General features: G+C 68.9%; 17 protein-coding genes. 11 read left to right on the forward strand and 6 right to left on the reverse strand.

The features are described from left to right. Positions 1-98: 98 nt before the first annotated feature. From OG912_RS02090 to pssA, 9 genes are all read left to right on the forward strand, one after another. Positions 99-914, forward strand: coding sequence for a TetR family transcriptional regulator (locus OG912_RS02090; protein WP_327707883.1), 816 nt, complete (start codon positions 99-101; stop codon positions 912-914). Positions 915-970: 56 nt separating this feature from the next. Beyond that, positions 971-1,780, forward strand: coding sequence for a GNAT family N-acetyltransferase (locus tag OG912_RS02095; protein WP_327707884.1), 810 nt, complete (start codon positions 971-973; stop codon positions 1,778-1,780). 357 nt (positions 1,781-2,137) lie between these two features. Continuing rightward, positions 2,138-3,499, forward strand: a complete 1,362-nt coding sequence (gene ccrA, locus OG912_RS02100; RefSeq protein ID WP_327707885.1) for a crotonyl-CoA carboxylase/reductase — start codon at positions 2,138-2,140, stop codon at positions 3,497-3,499. Positions 3,500-3,508: 9 nt separating this feature from the next. After that, positions 3,509-5,521, forward strand: a complete 2,013-nt coding sequence (locus OG912_RS02105; protein ID WP_327707886.1) for a protein meaA — start codon at positions 3,509-3,511, stop codon at positions 5,519-5,521. Further along, the gene (locus OG912_RS02110; protein ID WP_327707887.1) at positions 5,518-6,483 is read left to right on the forward strand and encodes an HpcH/HpaI aldolase/citrate lyase family protein; all 966 of its coding nucleotides are present in this window, start codon (positions 5,518-5,520) and stop codon (positions 6,481-6,483) included. The genes OG912_RS02105 and OG912_RS02110 overlap by 4 nt, the downstream gene beginning before the upstream one ends. Before the next feature lie 2 nt (positions 6,484-6,485). Continuing rightward, entirely contained in the window at positions 6,486-7,013 is a 528-nt protein-coding gene (locus tag OG912_RS02115) for a MaoC family dehydratase (protein ID WP_327707888.1), read from the forward strand. Positions 7,014-7,015: 2 nt separating this feature from the next. Continuing rightward, positions 7,016-8,221: an acyl-CoA dehydrogenase family protein gene (locus OG912_RS02120; protein ID WP_326740004.1), complete on the forward strand. Its 1,206-nt coding sequence runs from the start codon at positions 7,016-7,018 to the stop codon at positions 8,219-8,221. A 180-nt stretch (positions 8,222-8,401) separates the two neighbouring features. After that, positions 8,402-9,049 carry a phosphatidylserine decarboxylase gene (locus tag OG912_RS02125; protein WP_326740003.1) on the forward strand — a complete coding sequence of 216 codons (648 nt, stop codon included), beginning with the start codon at positions 8,402-8,404 and terminating at the stop codon, positions 9,047-9,049. A gap of 22 nt (positions 9,050-9,071) precedes the next feature. Next, positions 9,072-9,890: a CDP-diacylglycerol--serine O-phosphatidyltransferase gene (pssA, locus tag OG912_RS02130; RefSeq protein WP_326740842.1), complete on the forward strand. Its 819-nt coding sequence runs from the start codon at positions 9,072-9,074 to the stop codon at positions 9,888-9,890. Positions 9,891-10,011: 121 nt separating this feature from the next. On the opposite strand, the gene OG912_RS02135 is transcribed toward pssA, so the two are convergent. Beyond that, positions 10,012-12,348, reverse strand: coding sequence for an Orn/Lys/Arg decarboxylase N-terminal domain-containing protein (locus OG912_RS02135; protein WP_327707889.1), 2,337 nt, complete (start codon positions 12,346-12,348; stop codon positions 10,012-10,014). A 408-nt stretch (positions 12,349-12,756) separates the two neighbouring features. Between OG912_RS02135 and OG912_RS02140 the strand changes: the two genes are divergently transcribed. Next, positions 12,757-15,129, forward strand: a complete 2,373-nt coding sequence (locus OG912_RS02140) for a discoidin domain-containing protein (RefSeq protein ID WP_327707890.1) — start codon at positions 12,757-12,759, stop codon at positions 15,127-15,129. Positions 15,130-15,202: 73 nt separating this feature from the next. Here the strand turns inward: OG912_RS02140 and OG912_RS02145 are convergent, their stop codons facing one another. Genes OG912_RS02145 through OG912_RS02165 form a run of 5 tightly spaced genes read right to left on the reverse strand, consistent with a single transcriptional unit; the run spans position 15,203 to position 20,027 of the window. Further along, entirely contained in the window at positions 15,203-16,453 is a 1,251-nt protein-coding gene (locus OG912_RS02145) for an ABC transporter substrate-binding protein (protein ID WP_326740000.1), read from the reverse strand. After that, complete coding sequence (locus tag OG912_RS02150; protein WP_327707891.1) at positions 16,450-17,550, reverse strand: branched-chain amino acid ABC transporter permease; 1,101 nt, start codon at positions 17,548-17,550, stop codon at positions 16,450-16,452. The genes OG912_RS02145 and OG912_RS02150 overlap by 4 nt, the downstream gene beginning before the upstream one ends. Continuing rightward, positions 17,543-18,433: a branched-chain amino acid ABC transporter permease gene (locus OG912_RS02155; RefSeq protein ID WP_326739998.1), complete on the reverse strand. Its 891-nt coding sequence runs from the start codon at positions 18,431-18,433 to the stop codon at positions 17,543-17,545. Before OG912_RS02155 ends, OG912_RS02150 begins: the two co-directional genes overlap by 8 nt. Then, the gene (locus OG912_RS02160) at positions 18,430-19,233 is read right to left on the reverse strand and encodes an ABC transporter ATP-binding protein (protein ID WP_327707892.1); all 804 of its coding nucleotides are present in this window, start codon (positions 19,231-19,233) and stop codon (positions 18,430-18,432) included. Before OG912_RS02160 ends, OG912_RS02155 begins: the two co-directional genes overlap by 4 nt. Next, on the reverse strand, positions 19,230-20,027 hold the full coding sequence (locus OG912_RS02165) for an ABC transporter ATP-binding protein (RefSeq protein ID WP_327707893.1): 798 nt from the start codon (positions 20,025-20,027) through the stop codon (positions 19,230-19,232). The genes OG912_RS02160 and OG912_RS02165 overlap by 4 nt, the downstream gene beginning before the upstream one ends. A 340-nt stretch (positions 20,028-20,367) precedes the next feature. Between OG912_RS02165 and OG912_RS02170 the strand changes: the two genes are divergently transcribed. Beyond that, positions 20,368-21,105 (forward strand): PucR family transcriptional regulator, encoded by a 738-nt coding sequence (locus OG912_RS02170; RefSeq protein WP_327707894.1) that lies wholly within the window; start codon positions 20,368-20,370, stop codon positions 21,103-21,105. Positions 21,106-21,112 lie beyond the last annotated feature (7 nt).

Genomic DNA, 21,112 nt, shown 5'->3' on the forward strand with positions numbered 1-21,112 from the left:
CTTCCGGGCCGGGAGGCGGCTGGGGCGGGCTGCTCGGCCCTTCGGGCGGCCCGCCCCCACGGGCGCACCCTCCTGCACCGATGCAGTACGTTCACACCATGTCCCAGCCCGCCAGGTCCCCCCGTGTGTCCGCCACGCCCGACGTCCCGGAAAGTGCCGCAGGCACCCGCGCCGCCGCCCAACGGCTCAAAATGCGCCGTGAACTGGCTGCCGCGGCGATGGAGCTCTTCGCCACGAAGGGGTACGAGGCGACGACCGTCGACGAGATCGCGGGCGCCGCGGGTGTCGCCCGGCGGACCTTCTTCCGGCACTTCCGGTCCAAGGACGAGGCGATCTTCCCGGACCACGACGACACCCTCGTGCGGGCCGAGGCGGTGCTCAACGCCGCCCCCGCGCACGAGCACCCGCTCGACACGGTCTGCCGGGGCATCAAGGAAGTCATGCGGATGTACGCGGCGAAGCCCGCGGTCTCCGTGGCCCGGTACAAGCTGACCCGCGAGGTACCCACCCTGCGGCAGGCCGAGATCGCCTCGGTGGCCCGCTACGAGCGGCTGTTCACACGCTATCTGCTGGGCCACTTCGACGAGCGCGACCACCTTGCCGGCAACGACGATCCGCTGCTGGCGGAGGTCGCGGCGTCGGCCGTGGTCACCGCGCACAACCATGTGCTGCGCCGCTGGCTGCGCGCGGACGGCCAGGGCGACGTGGAGGCGCAGCTGGACCAGGCGTTCTCCATCGTCCGCGACACGTTCGGGACGGGGATCGGCGCGGGCCGGACCGCCGGCAACGAGCCGGCGAAGCCGCCGGCCGCGTCGGTGAGCACGGAGGGCGAGGTCCTGGTGGCCGTGGCGCGGACGGACGCGCCGCTGGACGAAGTGATGCGCACGATCCAGCAGGCGCTCAAGGAGCGCTGAGCGGGGCGCGCCGAAACCCGGTTGCCGGGGCGGTGCCCCGGTGCTGTGGTGTGCGGATGAACGATCAACCGACGCACCGCCGTGAAGAGCTGCTGGCCGTCTTCGACCGCGAGATGCGCGAGCATGCCCGCCCCGACGGCCCCGGCGTCCGCGTCGAGCGCACCGACGGCCTCGTACGGCAGGTGGGCGGGCCCCACGACTGGAACGGGGTCGTCTGGTCGTCGCCGGATCTGGACGCCGCGGGCGCGGACGCGGCGATCGCCGCGCAGGTGGCCCACTGGACCGAGCTCGGGTACGACGCGTTCGAGTGGAAGCTGTACGGGCACGACCGGCCGGCCGACCTCGGGGCGCGGCTGCTGGCGGCCGGATTCGAGCCGGAGGAGCCGGAGACCCTGCTCGTGGCGCCGGTCGCGGACCAGCCCACGGCCGTCCGGCTCCCGGACGGCGTCCACCTGCGCACGGTGCGCGACGAGGCCGATGTGGACCTGATGGCGCGGGCCCATGAGCAGGCGTTCGGCTCGGACTGGTCCCGGTTGCGGCATCAGGTGCTGGCCCGGCTGAAGGAGGAACCGGACCACTTCGTCGGAGTGTTGGCCATGGCGGGCGACGAGCCGGTGAGCTCGGCCCGGATGGAGCTGTACCCGGGCACCGGCTTCGCCGGGCTGTGGGGCGGCGGCACGGTCGAGGCGTGGCGCGGCAGGGGCATCTACCGGGCGCTGATCGCCTTCCGGGCGGGGATCGCCGCCGAGCGCGGCTACCGGTACCTCCAGGTCGACGCCACGGAGGACAGTCGTCCGATCCTCCAGCGCCTCGGGTTCGCGGCCCTGAGCACGACGACGCCGTACGTCTGCCGTCCCACCTCCTGACCACCCACAGTGGGGCACATGACGGCATATCGCCCGCCGTGTTGCTCATGCGTGGCACCCGGATGACAATTGAGGGAAATTACTGGCACCCAGTGCCTTGCCAGCTGTCACGGAGTGCCATACGTTGAAGTCGTCCGGGCGGCCGGCGTGCTGAGACCTCACGTACGCCGGCTGTCCCCGCAAACCACGTGTTTGCGCGCTCGGACGCCTGCGTCACAGGCAAACCCTTCTGCTCCACAGAGCAAGCAGCCGAAGCACCATCCGCCGAACCGACGGCACACCTCCACGCAATACCGCTCCCCCTGCTTCGCAGGACCCTCAAGCGTTCCCTCAACGCCGCGCCACCGGAGGCACACCGTGAAGGAAATCCTGGACGCGATCCAGTCGCAGACTGATTCGAAGGGCGGCTCCGCCGCGGGCACCGCCGCGGACTTCGCGGCCCTGTCCATTCCCGAGTCGTACCGCGCGGTGACCGTGCACAAGGACGAGGCCGAGATGTTCGCCGGCGTCGCCAGCCGCGACAAGGACCCGCGCAAGTCCCTCCACGTCGAGGACGTCCCGGTGCCCGAGCTCGGTCCGGGCGAGGCCCTCGTGGCAGTGATGGCCAGCTCGGTCAACTACAACTCCGTGTGGACGTCGATCTTCGAGCCCGTCTCGACCTTCGGCTTCCTGGAGCGCTACGGCAAGCTCAGCGACCTCAGCAAGCGCCACGACCTGCCGTACCACGTCATCGGCTCCGACCTGGCGGGCGTCGTCCTGCGCACCGGCCCCGGCGTCAACGCCTGGAAGCCCGGTGACGAGGTCGTCGCCCACTGCCTCTCGGTCGAACTGGAGTCCTCGGACGGCCACAACGACACGATGCTCGACCCCGAGCAGCGCATCTGGGGCTTCGAGACCAACTTCGGCGGCCTGGCGGAGATCGCACTCGTCAAGTCCAACCAGCTGATGCCGAAGCCGGACCACCTCAGCTGGGAGGAGGCTGCGGCTCCCGGGCTCGTCAACTCCACCGCGTACCGCCAGCTCGTCTCCCGCAACGGCGCCGGCATGAAGCAGGGCGACAACGTCCTCATCTGGGGCGCGAGCGGCGGGCTCGGCTCCTACGCCACGCAGTTCGCCCTGGCCGGCGGTGCCAACCCGATCTGTGTCGTCTCCAGCGACCAGAAGGCGGAGATCTGCCGGAAGATGGGCGCCGAGGCGATCATCGACCGCAACGCCGAGGGCTACAAGTTCTGGAAGGACGAGCACAACCAGGACCCGCGCGAGTGGAAGCGGTTCGGCAAGCGCATCCGTGAACTGACCGGCGGCGAGGACGTGGACATCGTCTTCGAGCACCCGGGCCGCGAGACCTTCGGCGCGAGTGTGTACGTGACCCGCAAGGGCGGCACGATCGTCACCTGTGCCTCGACCTCGGGCTACAACCACGAGTACGACAACCGCTACCTGTGGATGTCGCTCAAGAAGATCGTGGGCTCGCACTTCGCCAACTACCGCGAGGCGTGGGAGGCCAACCGGCTGGTCGCCAAGGGGAAGATCCACCCGACGCTGTCGAAGGTCTACTCCCTGGAGGACACCGGCCAGGCCGCGTACGACGTGCACCGCAACCTCCACCAGGGCAAGGTCGGCGTCCTGGCGCTGGCGCCCACCGAGGGCCTGGGCGTGCGCGACAAGGAGCTGCGCGAGCAGCACATCGACGCCATCAACCGCTTCCGCAACATCTGAGGCCCGGATATGACTGAGCGCCAGAAGGACCGGCCCTGGCTCATGAGGACGTACGCCGGCCACTCGACGGCCGAGGCGTCCAACGAGCTCTACCGGCGTAACCTCGCCAAGGGTCAGACAGGTCTGTCGGTCGCCTTCGACCTGCCGACGCAGACGGGTTACGACCCCGATCACGTCCTCGCCCGCGGCGAGGTGGGCCGGGTCGGCGTGCCCGTCTCGCACCTCGGCGACATGCGTCGGCTGTTCCAGGGCATCCCCCTGGAGCAGATGAACACCTCGATGACGATCAACGCCACCGCCATGTGGCTGCTGGCGCTCTATCAGGTCGTCGCCGAGGAGCAGGGCGCAGACGCCGGCAAGCTCCAGGGCACGACACAGAACGACATCGTGAAGGAGTACCTCTCGCGCGGGACGCACGTCTTCCCGCCGGGGCCCTCGCTGCGGCTGACCACCGACATGATCACGTACACGGTCAACCGCATCCCGAAGTGGAACCCGATCAACATCTGCAGCTATCACCTGCAGGAGGCCGGGGCCACCCCGGTCCAGGAGATCGCGTACGCCATGTCGACGGCGATCGCCGTGCTCGACGCGGTCCGCGACTCCGGGCAGGTGCCCGAGGAGAAGTTCGGCGATGTGGTCGCCCGGATCTCCTTCTTCGTGAACGCGGGCGTCCGCTTCATCGAGGAGATGTGCAAGATGCGCGCCTTCGGCCGCATCTGGGACCGGGTCACCCGCGAGCGCTACGGCATCACCGACGCCAAGCAGCGCCGCTTCCGTTACGGCGTCCAGGTCAACTCGCTCGGTCTGACGGAGGCGCAGCCGGAGAACAACGTCCAGCGCATCGTGCTGGAGATGCTGGCCGTCACGCTCTCCAAGGACGCCCGCGCCCGCGCCGTGCAGCTGCCCGCCTGGAACGAGGCGCTGGGGCTCCCCCGGCCCTGGGACCAGCAGTGGTCGCTGCGCATCCAGCAGGTCCTCGCCCATGAGAGCGATCTGCTGGAGTACGAGGACATCTTCGCCGGGTCCCACGTCATCGAGGCCAAGGTGGACGAGCTGGTCACCGACTCGCTCGCCGAGATGGACCGGATCGAGCAGATGGGCGGCGCCATGGCGGCCGTCGAGTCCGGTTATCTGAAGTCGGAGCTGGTCTCCTCGCACGCCGCCAGGCGCGCCCGGATCGAGGGCGGCGAGGAGAAGATCGTCGGCGTCAACATCTACGGGACGACCGAGCCCAATCCGCTCACGGCCGACCTCGACGCCGCGATCATGACGGTCGACCCGGCGAATGAGGCCAAGGTCGTCGCCGCGCTGCACGAGTGGCGCGACAACCGCGACGAGCCCCGTGCCACCGAGGCGCTGGCCGCCCTGAAGAAGGCCGCCGCGGGCACCGAGAACATGATGGAGGCGACCGTCGAGTGCGCCCGCGCGGGCGTCACCACCGGCGAGTGGTCCTGGGCCCTGCGCGACGTCTTCGGCGAGTTCCGCGCACCGACCGGTGTGTCGTCCGCGCCGGTCGCGGTGACGGCGGAGGCGGGCACCCCGCTGGCCCTCGTACGCGAGAAGGTCGCCAGGACCGCCGAGGACCTGGGCGCGGGCCGGCTGCGGCTGCTCGTCGGCAAGCCCGGACTGGACGGGCACTCCAACGGCGCCGAGCAGATCGCCGTGCGCGCCCGGGACGCCGGTTTCGAGGTCGTCTACCAGGGCATTCGCCTGACGCCCGAACAGATCGTCTCGGCCGCCGTCGCCGAGGACGTGCACTGCGTCGGTCTGTCGATCCTGTCCGGCTCGCACGCCGAGCTGGTGCCGGACGTACTGAACCGGCTGCGCCGCACCGGCGCCGGCGACATCCCGGTGATCGCGGGCGGAATCATTCCCCCCGCCGACGCCGAGGCCCTGATCAAGGCCGGTGTCGCCGCCGTATTCACCCCGAAGGACTTCGGTATCACGGAGATCATCGGCCGTATCGTCGACGAGATCCGGAAAGCGAACAAGCTCGACCCTCTGGAGGTCCCCGCATGACCCAGCCCGTGAACCGTCTGCGTCCGCGCCGCTCCTGCCTGGCTGTGCCCGGCTCGAATCCCCGGTTCCTGGAGAAGGCCCAAGGCCTCCCGGCCGACCAGGTCTTCCTCGACCTGGAGGACGCCTGCGCGCCGCTCGCCAAGGAGGGCGCCCGTCACCACATCGTCGACGCGCTGAACAACGGCGACTGGACGGGCAAGACCCGGGTGGTGCGGGTCAACGACTGGACGACGCACTGGACGTACCGCGACGTCATCACGGTCGTCGAGGGCGCGGGCCCCAACCTCGACTGCATCATGCTGCCGAAGGTCCAGGACGCCCAGCAGGTCGTCGCGCTGGACCTGCTGCTCACCCAGATCGAGAAGACGATGGGCTTCGAGGTCGGGAAGATCGGCATCGAGGCGCAGATCGAGAACGCCAAGGGTCTCGTCAACATCGACGACATCGCCGCGGCCTCGCCCCGTCTCGAAACCCTCATCTTCGGCCCGGCGGACTTCATGGCGTCGATCAACATGAAGACCCTGGTCGTCGGTCAGCAGCCGCCCGGCTACGGCGCGGACGCCTACCACTACATCCTGATGCGCATCCTGATGGCGGCGCGGACGCACGACCTCCAGGCGATCGACGGCCCGTTCCTCCAGATCCGCGACGTGGACGCGTACCGCGAGGTCGCCGGCCGTGCCGCGGCGCTCGGATTCGACGGCAAGTGGGTGCTGCACCCCGGCCAGGTCGACGCGGCCAACGAGGTGTTCTCGCCCTCGCAGGAGGACTACGACCACGCCGAGCTCATCCTCGACGCCTACGACTGGTGCACCTCCGAGGAGGGCGGCAAGAAGGGCTCCGCGATGCTCGGCGACGAGATGATCGACGAGGCCAGCCGCAAGATGGCCCTGGTCATCGCGGGCAAGGGCCGCGCGGCCGGCATGCAGCGCACCTCCAAGTTCGAAGCGCCGGAGGCCTGATCATGCAGTTCGGACGCACATACGAGGAATTCGAGGTCGGTGCGGTCTACAAGCACTGGCCCGGAAAGACCGTCACCGAATACGACGACCACCTCTTCTGCCTGCTGACCATGAATCATCACCCGCTGCACATGGACAGCAACTACGCGGAGAAGACGACCGACTTCGGCAAGAACGTCGTCGTCGGCAACTACATCTACTCGCTGCTGCTCGGGATGTCGGTCCCGGACGTCTCCGGAAAGGCCATCGCCAATCTGGAGGTCGAGTCGCTGAAGCACGTGGCGCCGACCTTCCACGGCGACACGATCTACGGCGAGACCACCGTCCTGGACAAGACGCCGTCAAAATCCAAGAGCGACCGCGGAATCGTTTACGTGGAGACCAAGGGCTACAAGCAGGACGGCACACTCGTCTGCGTGTTCCGCCGCAAGGTCATGGTTCCCACCGAGACGTACATCAAGGAGCGGGGCGGCGAGCAGCCCGGCCGCCCGGAGCTGAAGCAGCCTTCGCAGAAGAACGTGGAGAAGTAGCCATGACGCGACTCGCCCAGACAGCCGGTCTCAACGACGTCCAGCAGGAAATCCTCTCCACGGTCCGGGATTTCGTCGACAAGGAGATCATTCCGGTCGCGACCCAGCTGGAGCACCGCGACGAGTATCCGATCGAGATCGTCGAGGGCCTCAAGGAACTCGGCCTGTTCGGGCTGATGATTCCCGAGGAGTACGGGGGTCTGGGTGAGTCGCTTCTCACATACGCGCTGTGTGTGGAGGAAATCGCCCGCGGCTGGATGAGCGTGTCGGGAATCATCAACACGCACTTCATCGTGGCGTACATGCTCAAGCAGCACGGCACACAGGAGCAGAAGGACACCTTCCTGCCCCGGATGGCGCTGGGCGAGGTCCGTGGCGCCTTCTCGATGTCCGAGCCGGCGCTGGGCTCCGATGTCTCGGCGATCAGCTCCAAGGGCGTCAAGGACGGCGACGAGTACGTCCTCAACGGCCAGAAGATGTGGCTGACGAACGGCGGCACGTCCTCGCTCGTCGCCGTCCTGTGCCGGAGTGACGAAGGCCACCCCGAGGGCACTCCGCCGCACAAGTCGATGACGACCTTCCTGGTGGAGAAGGAGCCCGGATTCGGCGAGGTCCGGCCCGGTCTCACCATCCCGGGAAAGATCGACAAGATGGGCTACAAGGGCGTCGACACCACCGAGCTCATCATGGACGGACTGCGCATTCCGGCCAATCGAGTGCTGGGCGGCACCACCGGCCGAGGGTTTTACCAAATGATGGACGGAGTGGAGGTCGGCCGCGTAAACGTGGCTGCGCGTGGCTGTGGCGTCGCACAGCGTGCATTCGAACTGGGCGTTTCCTACGCGCAGCAGCGCCACACCTTCGGAAAGCCGATCGCCCAGCACCAGGCGATCCAGTTCAAGCTGGCCGAAATGGCCACCAAGGTCGAGGCCGCGCATGCGATGATGGTAAATGCAGCGCGCAAAAAGGACTCCGGGGAGCGAAACGACCTGGAGGCAGGGATGGCGAAGTACCTCGCCTCCGAGTACTGCAAGGAAGTCGTCGAGGACGCCTTCCGTATCCACGGCGGTTACGGCTTCTCCAAGGAGTACGAGATCGAGCGCCTCTACCGTGAGGCCCCGATGCTGCTGATCGGTGAAGGTACCGCCGAGATCCAGAAAATGATCATCGGGCGCCGACTCCTCGAGGAGTACCGTTTCCAGGGTTGATTGTCCCTTTCGCGGTGATTTTACCGCGAAGAAGATCACACCCTGTCATCCTCATCCGGTGCCTTCCAGACGTCCGACTCGGCTGCTGGCTTGCCCAGTTGCGGTCCGCAACCGATAACATCGCCGGAAAGCCGCCGTCCCCCGTTGCCAGCGCGGCCTCATCCGCTACGAAGGTCATCCATGCCCGACAGCCATACCTCTGCCACACGCGGCGGGGTCCGCATCGCACGCGGAGCTTCGCCGTGGCTCCTGCCGACCGTCGCCACCGCCGCCCTCAGCCTGACCCGGGCCCGCAAGTCCGGGCGCTGGGCGGCGGTAGCCGTGCCCACCACCGCGCTCGCGGCGGGCATGCTGTGGTTCTTCCGCGACCCCGAGCGCGAGATCACCCAGGGTCGCGTCATCTCACCGGCCGACGGCGTGGTGCAGAGCATCATGCCGTGGAAGGACGGGCGTACCCGCGTCGCGATCTTCATGAGCCCGCTGAACGTCCACGTCAACCGCGCGCCGCTGGCCGGCACCGTGACCTCGGTCGAGCACATCCCCGGTGGTTTCGTTCCGGCGTTCAACAAGGAGAGCGAGAACAACGAGCGCGTTGTCTGGCACTTCGACACCGAGCTCGGTGACATCGAGATGGTGCAGATCGCGGGTGCGGTCGCCCGCCGCATCGTTCCCTACATTCCGCAGGGCACGAAGGTGGAGCAGGGCGAGCGCATCGGTCTGATCCGCTTCGGTTCGCGTGTCGACATCTACCTCCCGGAAGGTGTGGACGTCGCGGTCGAGGTCGGCCAGGCCACCACCGCGGGGGTGACTCGCATTGACCGTGATTGATCCTGATACACAGGCCGGCTGGGTGCCGGAGGCCGAGGCCGAGGACGACGCCGAGGACATGCCGCTCTCCATGCGGCTGTCGATAGCGGACACCCTCACTCTCGGTAACGCCACGTGCGGCTTCATGGCGGTGTACTTCACCACCACGGGGATCCTCATCCCGCACCTCACGGGCAGCGACGAGAGCGGCATGGCGCGGCACTCCGCGGCCACCGCCGTGATCCTCATGCTCATGGCCGCCATCTTCGACCTGTTCGACGGACTCGTGGCCCGCAAGCTGCGCTCGTCGCCGATGGGTGCCGAGCTGGACAACCTCTCGGACCTGGTCAGCTTCGGACTCGCCCCGGCGTACTTCGTCCTCGTGTACGGCATGGTCGCGGACGACGCACACCAGCGGGTCTCGGCGCTCGCCGCGATCGTGGTCCTGCTGGCGGTGGTGCTCAGGCTTGCGAGATTCTCCTGCGTGACCTTGAAGGACGGCATGTTCCAGGGCATGCCGAGCCCCTTCGGAGCGCTCACGGTCATCTCGATCGTGCTCCTGGAGCTGCCCTTCGTGCCGACGCTGCTCGCGATCATCGGAGTGGCGTGGCTGATGGTCAGCCGGGTCGAGTACCCCAAGCCGCGGGGTGTCCTCGCGGTGGCGATGCTCGGCTGGATCGTGGCCGCGATGGGGCTGCTGGCCGGATGGGCGTTCGACGCCCCCGGCGGTCAGCTGCTGCTCCAGACCGGCTGTGCGCTCCAGGTGGTCCTGGGAGCGGTCATCCCGCTCTTCGCGACCGCCCGCCGGGTGAACACCTTCCGTGACAACCGGCGCGAGGCACGAGCGGCTCAGCTGCCGTAGTCGCACATCATGCAAGAGGGCCCGGATGCTCCCCAGCATCCGGGCCCTCTTGCACGACGTCCGGCTCGATCGGAGCGAGACGCCCGTACGCCTCGCCGGAGCCCGGCGACGCGGCGGCGTCTCACCCGTGTGACAGTGCCTCGGCCGGATCGGTTCGGACGCATTCGATCAGGTAGTCGCCGGTGTCCGGGTCGCGTGTGACGCCGTGCGTCTCACTCCGGAATCCGGGGAAAGAACGGTCGAACGATTCGAGTGCGGTCAGATAGCTCAGCAGCGGACCGTCCGGACCGCCGGTGTTCTCGCCGGGCATCAGGACGGGAATGCCCGGCGGGGTGACGGTGACCATGGCCGCGGCCACACGGTCGGCGGCCTCCGTGAGGCGCACCCGCTCGGTGCCACTGCGGACAAGTCGTTCGTAGCAGTGCTGAGGCGGTACGACGGGCACGGGAAGCTCCTGGAACGCGGTGTCGAGCAACTCCACCAGACGCCCCTGCCGCAGGTGGTCGTGCATCTGCCGGCACAGGCCCCGCAGGCTGCTGCCCGCGTAGCGGCCCGGGTGCTGCGCCACCAGTGCGGGCAGCAGTTCCGACAACTGGACGTCCTGGTCGTAGAGCGTCTTGAAGTCCATCAAGGCGTCCATCAGGGTTCCCCACTTGCCCTTGGTGATCCCCATAGAGAAGAGAATCAGCGTGGTGTAGCTGTCGGTCTTCTCCACCACGATGTTCCTGGTGGCCAGATAGGCAGTGAGTACGCGAGCGGGGATGCCCCACTCCGCCATGCTCCCTCGCGCGTCGATACCGGGGCAGGTCAAGGTCACCTTGACCGGGTCGAGCAGACAGTACCCCTGGGAGAGGCCCTCGAAGCCGTGCCAGTCGGCGCCCGGTTCCAGTTCCCAGCACGACGAGTGCGTGCCGAGCAGGGCCGGCGGGGCCTCGGCGAAGGGCACCCGGTCACCGGTGGCGGGGTCGGTGACGGTCTCCGGCTGCCAGACGCCGAAGAACCAGTCGGGCCGGTCACCGGCCTGCCCGATCCGCTGTGCCGTGCGCACCATCGTCTGGCGGAAGCGGATGGCCTCCGTCACCGCTTCGTCGATCAGCCACGTGCCCTGCGGCCCGTCCATCATCGCAGCGGCCACATCAAGTGAGGCGATCATCGGGTAGAGCGGCGAGGTGGTGCCGTGCATCATGAACGCCTCGTTGAACCGGTCGTGCTCGACCGGGGCCCGCGGGGCGGACCTCACGTGCACCATGGCGCTCTGCGAGATGGCCGAGAGCAGCTTGTGCGTCGACTGGGTGGCGAAGACGGTCGGCCGCTCGGGCTCCGGAAAGCTCTCCGCGTCCACCGCCATGCCGTAGCGCCCCGCGTAGAGGGGATGGAAGCGGGCGTAGGCGAACCATGCTTCGTCGAAGTGGAGTCGCGGTGTGCTGGGTGCGAGGGCCCGGGCGACCTGGAGCGACTGGTAGCACAGTCCGTCGTACGTGGAGTTGGTGAGCACCGCGTACTGCGCCTCGGCGGAGACCGCGCCCCGGGTCAGCGGGTTCGCGGCGATTCTGGAGGCGATCGCTGTTGCCTCGATCCCGCCCGGCGGCAGCGGACCCGCGAGTCCGTAACCGTTGCGGGTCGGAATCAGGTATACCGGCCGGGCGCCCGAGAGGACGAGACCGTGCAGCACGGACTTGTGGCAGTTGCGGTCCACGAGGGCGATCTCGTCTCGGGTGACGCTGAAATGCCCGACCATGCGGTCACAGGTCGAATCGCCGTGCAGAACGAAATACGTGCGGTCGGCGCCGAAAATCCGGGCGGCATTCGCCTCCGCGTCGCCGACCGCGCCGGTGTGCTCGAAGAGCGAGCCGAGTTCCTCCACCGAGATCGACAGATCACTGCGCAGAATTCGTTCCCCGAAATAGTCGTGGAAGGCCCGGCCCACCGGCGACTTGAGGAAACCGACTCCTCCCGCGTGAGCCGGGGTGTGCCAGGAGTATTCGTGCGCGTCATCGAAGCGGCGCAGCGCCTTGAAGAAGGGCGGCAGAAGGCCCTCCTCATAGGTGCGGGACGCAGTTACGATCCGTCCCGCAATAAAGGCGGCGGTATCCTCCAAAGGCCAGATATATCCGATGACGGACTCGGCCACCCACAGCGGCAGATGCTGGAGATCGTCGCCATCCGTGACGAGGAAGACCGGAAGGTTCCGAAAGCGCCCGTCGGCCTGGCGCAGGACATCGGAACCCCCGGGCCCACCGCCGTCCGCATCCGCCTTCGGAAGGTCCCAGTCCACGACGGCCGCGACCATTCCCGCTTCCGTCCGCAGTACCGCCAGCGCATCATGAGCGGTCGACGCTCTGCGCACCTCGAATCCCCGGTCCACCAGCACGCGCTCGATGCGGCGCAGTTGTCCGGCTCTGGCGCCTTCGCCTTCCTTGCGCTCGGGGACCGCGAACATGATGAGACCGCTGGACATGCGAGACCCCACTCAACGAAGAGATGGAGCGCCGATTTCAGTGCGCCCCATCCAAGAGAAGCACTGACTCGCGAAGCGGCGTAGGGAATGAGAAGCGAAACCACCTGAACGGGCTTTCCCGCCATTCCGCCGAGCCGGATGCAGCCAGTGTCGGCGTTCTTCCGAGCTGATGCGAATCTTTTGCGCGCCACCACGGGGTCTCTGGCGCAACGCTCCGCCGCACTCGGGGGCCCGACCTGCCCACACGATGACCAAACGTAACCAACTACCCCATTACCCCCCAAAGTTGAGTCATATATTTGAGTAACTAGAGCAGAAATTTGCGCACCGACATAGACGTCCTTGCGTTACTACTCCTAGCCTGTGGGCGTCCGCAGAGCCCCCACGAGCCGCAAGGACGACTGTGACGTGACCCCACCATCCCGACGCCCGTTGCTCAGACGATCCCTGTCCGCCTCTCTCTCGCTGGCACTCGCCGCGTTCGGCGTCTCCGCCGCCGTGGTCCTGTCCAGCGCTCCGCCCGCCCGGGCGGCGGGGGTCCCCGCCCCCTCCCCTCTGGCGGTCCCCGGTCGCGGTGCGACCGTTCCGTTCAAGGAGCAGGAAGCCGAGTACGCCGCCACGAACGGCACCCTGATCGGCCCGAACCGCCTGTACGGCACGCTGCCCTCGGAGGCATCGGGCCGACAGGCCGTAACGCTGGACGCGGTCGGTGAGTACGTGGAGTTCACGCTCACCGCCCCCGCGAACGCCATGTCCTTCCGGTACTCGCTGCCGGACAACGCCGCCGGATCGGGCCGGGACGCCTCGATCGACGTGACAGTGAACGGTGCCTCGCCCAAGGCTGTGCCGGTCACGTCGAAGTACGGCTGGTACTACGGCGGCTATCCCTTCAACAACAACCCGGGAGACACCAACCCGCACCACTTCTACGACGAGGCCCGGACCATGTTCGGGTCGACCCTCGCGGCCGGTACGAAGGTCCGGCTGCAGGTCTCCTCCACCGCCGCCTCACCGTCGTTCACCATCGACCTGGCGGACTTCGAGCAGGTGGCCGCGCCCACCGCCAAGCCCTCGGGCGCCCTCGACGTGGTCGCCGACTTCGGTGCCGACCCGACCGGGGCCGCCGACTCGACCGCCAAGATCCAGGCTGCCGTCGACGCGGGCAAGGCCCAGGGCAAGCAGGTGTACATCCCACAGGGCACCTTCCAGGTCCGCGACCACATCGTCGTGGACCAGGTGACCCTGCGTGGCGCCGGTCCCTGGTACTCCGTCCTGACCGGGCGTGATCCCTCGAACCGGAGCAAGGCCGTCGGCGTCTACGGCAAGTACGCCGCACAGGGCGGCAGCAGCAACGTCACGCTCAAGGACTTCGCGATCATCGGCGACATCCGGGAGCGCGAGGACAACGACCAGGTCAACGCCATCGGCGGCGCCCTGTCGAACTCGACCGTCGACAACGTCTGGATGCAGCACACCAAGTGCGGTGCCTGGATGGACGGCCCGATGGACAACTTCACCATCAGGAACAGCCGCATCCTGGACCAGACCGCGGACGGCGTGAACTTCCACTACGGCGTCACGAACTCCACGGTCACCAACACCTTCGTCCGCAACACCGGTGACGACGGTCTGGCGATGTGGGCGGAGAACATCCCGAACGTGAAGAACAAGTTCACGTTCAACACCGTGATCCTGCCGATCCTCGCCAACAACATCGTCACGTACGGCGGCAAGGACATCACCATCTCCGACAACGTCATGTCGGACACCATCACCAACGGCGGCGGTCTGCACATCGCCAACCGCTATCCCGGGGTCAACTCCGGTCAGGGCACCGCCGTCTCGGGCACCACCACGGCGGCGCGCAACACTCTGATCCGCACCGGGAACAACGACTACAACTGGCAGTTCGGGGTCGGCGCCGTCTGGTTCAGCGGGCTCAACGAACCGATCAACGCCACGATCAACATCTCGGACACCGAGATCCTGGACAGTTCCTACGCCGCGATCCACCTCATCGAGGGCGCGACCAACGGACTGCACTTCGACAACATAAGGATCGACGGCGCAGGCACCTACGCGCTGCAGGTCCAGTCCCCCGGCAAGGCGACCTTCAACAACGTGGTGGCCACGCACATCGCGCAGTCCAACCCGATCCACAACTGCGTGGGCAGCGGCTTCGAGATCACCCGGGGCACCGGAAACTCCGGCTGGTACGCCGATCCGCCGGCCTGCACCGGCAACTGGCCGGCCCCCGTCTGGACCAACGGCGGTGTGCCGGGCGGCGGCAGCGGTCCGACGGACCCGCCCACCGACCCGCCGACCGACCCGACCGACCCGCCCACGGATCCGCCTGCCGAAACGGGCAACCTCGCCCAGGGCCGCAACGTCACCGAATCCGGCCACGCCGACGTGTACAGCGCGTCCAGGGCCGTGGACGGCGACGCGAACAGCTACTGGGAGAGCGCCAACCACGCCTTCCCGCAGACCATCACCGTGGATCTCGGCGCCGCGAAGGCGGTCAAGCGGCTGGTCCTGAAGCTGCCGCCGGCGGCCGCCTGGTCCACCCGCACGCAGACGCTGAGCGTGTCGGGAAGCACCGACAACAACACGTTCAACTCGCTCAAGGCATCGGCGGGTTACACCTTCGATCCGTCGAGCGGGAACAAGGCGACCGTCACCCTGCCCGGCACGTCCTCCCGCTATCTGCGGCTCACGTTCACCGGCAACACCGGCTGGCCGGCCGCACAGCTCTCCGAACTGGAGGCCTACACCAGCTGAGCAGTCACACGCACGACCGCCGGGCGGCACGCATGATGCGTGCCGCCCGGCGGCCTCTGCCGTCGTGCTCGGGCTACTTCAGCGTGTAGGACTTCGCCGCCGCTGCCGCCTGGGCGGGCCTGACGACCTTGAGACCACCGGGGATCTTGGCGTCCGGCTTCATGATCACGCTCTCCCGGGTGGAGGGCGCCGCCGGGTCGGAGAAGTCGTGCGGCATCCCGAAGTCGCTGCCGAAGTCCGTGATGGTCAGCAGCGCCTTGTCGATGCCCTCACGGGTGAGGTCCTTGGAGGCACAGGCCTTCTTCAGCGCCTCACCGAACAGGCTCGCCGCGTTGTATCCCGCGACGACGCCGTTGTCGAGGCCGTCCTTCGGGTACTCGGCGCCGTACTCCTTGGCGAGCTTCGCCGGGCCGGCGCCCGGGTCGCCGATCGGCAGGGTGGACGCCGCGACGTAGTAGTCCTGCATCAGGGCCGGTCCTGCCTGGGTCTTCAGCAACTGGGGAGCGTACGCCGAGTTGTTGCCGACGACCGGGACCTTGAAGCCGGTGGCCGCGGCGACACCGACCAGCGAGGCCGCCTGACGCGGGCCGGCGCTGACAATGACGGCCTTGACGCCGGCCTGCTTGAGCGCGGAGACCTGGGCGGTCATGTCGTTGTCGGTGGGCTTGATCTTCTGCTCGACGACGGTGAGGCCCGCCTCCTTCGCCGCGTACTTCGAGCCGGCCAGGGCGTTCTCGCCGTAGTCGCCCTCGAAGTAGACATGACCGATCTTGTCGCCCTTGGCGATGCGCTTCTCGGCGAGCAGGTAGTCGATCAGGTTGATCGTCTCGACGTCGTACGTGGCGCCGATGACGCGGACGTACTTGCTGCCGAGCAGATTCGCCGACCATGCCTGCGGCAGGACGAGTCCCTTGTCCTGACCGTCGATGCGCTGCTCGACCGCGGCCACGAACGGGGAACCGATGAACTGGGTGAAGCCCAGCACCTTCGGCTCCAGTTCGGTGTAGCCGGCGATGGCCTTCTGCGGGTCGTAACCGTGGTCGCGCACGGTCAGCTCGACCTTGCGCTTGCAGATGCCGCCCGCTGCGTTGGTCTGCTTGACCCAGAGCTGCTGGGCCTGGGTGACGCTCTTGCCGAGCGAGGCGTAGACCCCGGTCATGTCGGTGAGCGCACCCAGCGAGATCGTCGAGTCCGTGACGCCCTCGCCGGTCTTCACTCCGCTCTTGTCCTGGGCCCCCTCGTCGGAGGACTTGGCCTTCTCGCTGCAGCCCACGAGGGTGAGGGTGAGGGCCGCGCACACGGCCCCGAGCACACGCAGTTTCATTTCTTCTCTCCCGAGTTCTTCATCAGACGTGTCAGGCCGCCGGGCAGGAACAGAACAGCCGCGACCACCGCGGCGCCGTACAGATAGCGCGATGCCTCGCCCGGAGCCAGACCACCCGTACCGGGGGCCGAGACCAGGGGCAGGGAATCGCTGTAGTGGGTGAGCAGCTGCGGCAGCAGCGAGACGAACGCGGCCCCGACGACCGCTCCCGCCACGGTGCCGAGCCCGCCGATGACGATCATGGCGAGGTATTCGAGGGACAGGACCATGCCGAAGTACTCGGGCACGGTCCGCTGGAAGACCAGCGCGAGCAGGACGCCCGCCAGTCCGGCGTACATCGAGGACAGGACGAAGACGCCCGCCCGGTAACGGGCCACCGGGACGCCCATCACACCGGCCGCGATGCGGTGGTCGCGGATGGCGTTGAGCGCCCGGCCCGGCCGGCCGCGCAGCACTCCGCGGGCGAACAGGCCGCTCAGGAGCAGGGCGAGCAGCGCCGCGTACCAGAGCTTCTCGGAGGACTGGAACGGCACTCCGGCGACGATGACCTCGGTGTCGTCGAAGCCGAAGCCGAAGAGCGAAAGGGTCGGTACCGCACGGCCGTTGAAGCCGCCGGTGAGGGAGCCGGCGTTGAACAGCACATGCTGGCCGATGAAGATCAGCGCCAGCGTGGCGATGCCGAGATAGGCGCCGCGCAGCCGGCTCGCGATGGGGCTGAACAATCCGCCGGCGGCGCCCGCGAGAAGTACGGCGAGCACGGCGGCGAGCCAGCTGGGCAGGCCGAGTCCGGAGAGCTCGTGTCCGTTCTCCGTACTGCTCTCCCCCGCGAGGACGCAGTAGCCGTACGCGCCGACCGCGAGGAAGAAGGCGTGGCCCATGGAGAGCTGGCCGGTGGCGCCGGTGAGGAGGTTGAGCCCGATGGCGCCGATGGCGGCGGCCATCGCGAAGAGTCCGGCCTGGAGCCAGAAGCGGTCCAGGTAGAAGGGGAACGCGAGCAGCAGGACCGAGCCGACGGCCCAGAGGTAGGTACGCGGGTGGCGCAGCCGGGCGACGAGTGCGGCGGCCGTCGCGGGCGGTGCGGTCGTGGTGTCAGACACGGGCGAGCTCCTTCGTACCGAAGAGTCCCGCGGGCCGCAGGAGCAGCACGAGCACCATCACCAGGTAGGGGGCGAGATCGCCGATGCCGCGGCCCAGGAAGGAGAGGTCGCTCTGGTAGCCGGTGGCGAGCGATTCGGTGACGCCGACGATCAGTCCCCCGGCGAGGGCCCCGGTCGTCGAGTCGAGTCCGCCGAGGATGGCGGCGGGGAAGGCCTTGAGCGCGGCCAGTGAAGTGGCCCGTTCCAGACCGGGTGTGGGGAAGACGGTGAGGAACAGTGCGGCCACCGCGGCAAGCGCTCCGGCCACCGCCCAGGCGGCGAGCGAGACCCGGCCGAGCTTGATCCCCATCAGGGCCGCGGTCTGCGGGTTCTCGGCGGCGGCCCGCATGGACACCCCCCAGGAGGTGAAACGGAAGGCGAGCAGGAACACGGTGATGAGCAGGCCGGCGGCGAGGAACGCGGCGATCCGGGTCTCGGCGAGGGTGACGCCGCCGATGGTGACGACGCCGTCGCCCCAAGGGTCGCCGAGCGCGAGCACGTCCGTGCCCATGCGCCGGGTGAGTTCGGTGGTCAGGAGGATGTCGACCCCGATGGTGACGATCGCCAGGACGCTGTGGTCGCTGCCCCGGTAGCGGCGCATCACCAGGAACTCGACTGCCGCTCCGACGACGGCCGCGCCCGCGATGCCGACGGCGAGCGCGGGCCAGAAGCCGATGTCGTCGTGGAGGACCGCGGTCACGTAGCCGCCCGCGAGGAGCAGGGAGGCGTGGGCGAAGTTGACGACCTCGGTGGCCTTGAAGATGACGACGAAGCCGAGCGCGATCAGTGCGTAGACCGAGCCGATGGAGAGGCCGCCGAGGAGGAGTTCGATGAAGGTGGTCATTCCTGTGCCCCCAAGTAGGCCTGGACGACGGCCGGATCGTTCTGGACCTCGGCGGGGGTGCCGTCCGCGATCCTGCGTCCGAAGTCGAGTACGGTCACGGCGTCCGCGAGCTTCATCACCACGCCCATGTCGTGTTCGACGAGCACGATCGAGATGCCGAGGCTGTCCCGGACCCCGGCCACGACCGCTGCGGTGCGCCGGCGTTCGTCGGCGGTCATCCCGGCGACGGGTTCGTCCAGGAGAAGGACCTGCGGCTCCATGCACAGGGCGCGGCCGAGTTCGACGAGCTTCTGCTGTCCGTACGGGAGCGCCCCGGCGGGCCGGTCCAACACCTTGTCCAGACCGATGAATTCGGCGATCTCGCGGACCCGTTCCAGATGGCGGCGGGCCTCGCGGGCGGCGGAGGGCAGACGCAGTCCACTGGCGACGAACCCGGCGCGGGTGAGCCGGTGGCGGCCGAGGAGCAGGCTGTCGGTGACGGTGGCGTGCGGGGGCAGCGCGAGGTTCTGGAACGTACGGGCGACGCCGAGTTGGGCGATCCTGTGCGGGGCGAGTCCGGTGAGTTCCGTCGTGCCGAGGTGGACGGTGCCGGATGTCGCGCGGTACACCCCGGACAGCACGTTGAAGGTGGTCGACTTCCCTGCCCCGTTGGGGCCGATCACGGCGTGCACGCTGCCCGGCTCCACGGTGAAGGAGATGCCGTCGAGCGCGGTGAGTCCGGCGAAGCGGACGGTGACGTCACGGACGGCGAGTGCGGCCGGGGCGGTCGCGACCGGGGCGGTCTCCTGGGCGGTCGTCATGCGGACCACCTGCTCAGAGTGCGTACGGAGCCCGCGGCCCGGTCCGCGTCCTCGGCGGCCGTCTCGTCGACGACGCCCAGGTAGCGGCGGCGCACCTCGTCGGATGCGGCGAGTTCGTCGGCCGGCCCCTCAAGGGTGACCTCGCCGACCTCCAGGACATAGGCCGTGGAGGCGAGCCGCAGAGCGATCGCCGCGTTCTGCTCGACGAGCAGGACGGAGGTGCCCGACGCGTTGATCTCCTGCACCGTCTCGGCGATGCGCTGCGCCATCAGCGGGGCGAGCCCGAGCGAGGGTTCGTCGAGCAGCAGCAGCCGGGGCCGGGCCATCAGGGCCCGGCCCATCGCCAGCATCTGCTGCTCGCCGCCCGACAGCAGCCCGGCACGCTGGTGCGCGCGCTGGGCCAGTACCGGGAACAGCTCGTGTACGCGGCTCAGCGCGCCCGCCGACGCCTTGCGGCCGCCGCGGGCCCCGAGGGCGCCCGCCCGCAGATTGTCGGCCACCGTCATCCGGGCGAACACCTGTCGTCCCTCGGGCACCTGGACCACTCCGGCGGCCACCACCTGGGCGGGGCGCAGCCCGTCCAGGGGGCGTCCGTCGAAGTGGACGGTGCCCGTACCCGTCCCGCGGTGGAAGCCGAGGGTCCGCGAGATGGCCCGCAACAGCGTGGTCTTCCCGGCCCCGTTGCCGCCGAGTACGGCGGTGATCGCGCCGGCCGGCACATCGAGGGAGACGTCGCGCAGGGACCGTACCGGGCCGTAGCCCACGGACAGTGCGCGGATCTCGAGCGTTGCCATGCGTCCTCCTCCTTCCGCCTTGTCGTGGAATCGACGCGTCGATTCGTGGTGTGCAGGGCCCCGGCCGGGGCGTGGCCGACGGTGTCCGCCGGTGCCTGCCTGTGCCTGCCCTGTGCCTCTCTGGGGCCACAGACCAGCAGCGGGCGGGCCGCGCGTCCACGGTCACCGGCCGAAACGCTGCGGGTGCCCCGTGCGGAGGACCGCCGGTTGTGCACGCGCACAGAGGCGGGGTGTGCGCTGTCGCCCCCGGCCCGGACCGGTGCCATCCTCACGACGGCGGTCCGGTGAGGACCGAGGCGTGGAAGCGGCCCCCCGGGGGCGTGCGGAGGACGGAGCGGGCATGCGGCAGCGCGGGGACGAGCGGGGGTGGGCGCTGCTCGACGCGCTGCTGGAGGACGAGACCGGGCCGGGCCTCGCGGCGCTCACCGGTGCGGTGCTGGGGCTCCCGGAGCGTGGTCGGTACGCGGTGGCGGTGGTCCCGGTGCGCGGGTGCGCCGGGAGCCGTCCCGGCGATGCGCACGGGATGCGGTTCCTCTGGCGGCCGCGGCGGGACCGGGAGATCGCGGTGGTGGCGCTGGGCGACGCGGATCCGGCGGCCGTCGCCGCCCTGTTGTCGGACGGGGGGCCCGGTCCCGGAGGGGTCAGCCCGGCGGTGGACAACCTGTCCGCCCTGGGCACGGCGCGCAGGCTGGCCGATGCGGCGCTGCTGACGTGCGGCCCGGGTGGCGAGGCGGTCGTCTGCCTGGACGGCCGGGTCCCCACGGCGCTGGTGGCGGGAGCGCCCGCCCTCGCGGCCTATCTGGCCACGGACGTCTTCGGCCCGCTCCTGGCACGCGACCCGGCCGACCGGACCCTGCTGGTGTCGACGCTGGACGCGTGGCTGGAGTGCGGGGGTTCGGTGGGGCGGACGGCGGTACGGCTGTGCTGCCACCGGAACACGGTGCTGAACCGTCTGCGGCGGCTGGAGGAGTTGACGTCACGTTCGCTGTCGCGGCCGCGCGAGCTGGTGGAGCTGATGCTGGCGCTGGATGCGGTGCGGCTGTTGCCGCCGGGCATTTCAAGCCCCTCCGGCGATTGAGGAGCGG

Origin of the sequence: Streptomyces sp. NBC_00464, assembly GCF_036013915.1 — a bacterium.
Taxonomy (GTDB): Bacteria; Actinomycetota; Actinomycetes; order Streptomycetales; family Streptomycetaceae; genus Streptomyces.

Excerpts from the sequence above, each read along its gene's own strand:
- OG912_RS02090 (WP_327707883.1), top strand. The coding sequence starts at position 99 with ATGTCCCAGCCCGCCAGGTCCCCCCGTGTGTCCGCCACGCCCGACGTC.
- OG912_RS02095 (WP_327707884.1), top strand. The coding sequence starts at position 971 with ATGAACGATCAACCGACGCACCGCCGTGAAGAGCTGCTGGCCGTCTTC.
- OG912_RS02105 (WP_327707886.1), top strand. The coding sequence starts at position 3,509 with ATGACTGAGCGCCAGAAGGACCGGCCCTGGCTCATGAGGACGTACGCC.
- OG912_RS02110 (WP_327707887.1), top strand. The coding sequence starts at position 5,518 with ATGACCCAGCCCGTGAACCGTCTGCGTCCGCGCCGCTCCTGCCTGGCT.
- OG912_RS02115 (WP_327707888.1), top strand. The coding sequence starts at position 6,486 with ATGCAGTTCGGACGCACATACGAGGAATTCGAGGTCGGTGCGGTCTAC.
- OG912_RS02120 (WP_326740004.1), top strand. The coding sequence starts at position 7,016 with ATGACGCGACTCGCCCAGACAGCCGGTCTCAACGACGTCCAGCAGGAA.
- OG912_RS02125 (WP_326740003.1), top strand. The coding sequence starts at position 8,402 with ATGCCCGACAGCCATACCTCTGCCACACGCGGCGGGGTCCGCATCGCA.
- OG912_RS02135 (WP_327707889.1), bottom strand. The coding sequence starts at position 12,348 with ATGTCCAGCGGTCTCATCATGTTCGCGGTCCCCGAGCGCAAGGAAGGC.
- OG912_RS02145 (WP_326740000.1), bottom strand. The coding sequence starts at position 16,453 with ATGAAACTGCGTGTGCTCGGGGCCGTGTGCGCGGCCCTCACCCTCACC.
- OG912_RS02155 (WP_326739998.1), bottom strand. The coding sequence starts at position 18,433 with ATGACCACCTTCATCGAACTCCTCCTCGGCGGCCTCTCCATCGGCTCG.
- OG912_RS02160 (WP_327707892.1), bottom strand. The coding sequence starts at position 19,233 with ATGACGACCGCCCAGGAGACCGCCCCGGTCGCGACCGCCCCGGCCGCA.
- OG912_RS02165 (WP_327707893.1), bottom strand. The coding sequence starts at position 20,027 with ATGGCAACGCTCGAGATCCGCGCACTGTCCGTGGGCTACGGCCCGGTA.
- OG912_RS02170 (WP_327707894.1), top strand. The coding sequence starts at position 20,368 with ATGCGGCAGCGCGGGGACGAGCGGGGGTGGGCGCTGCTCGACGCGCTG.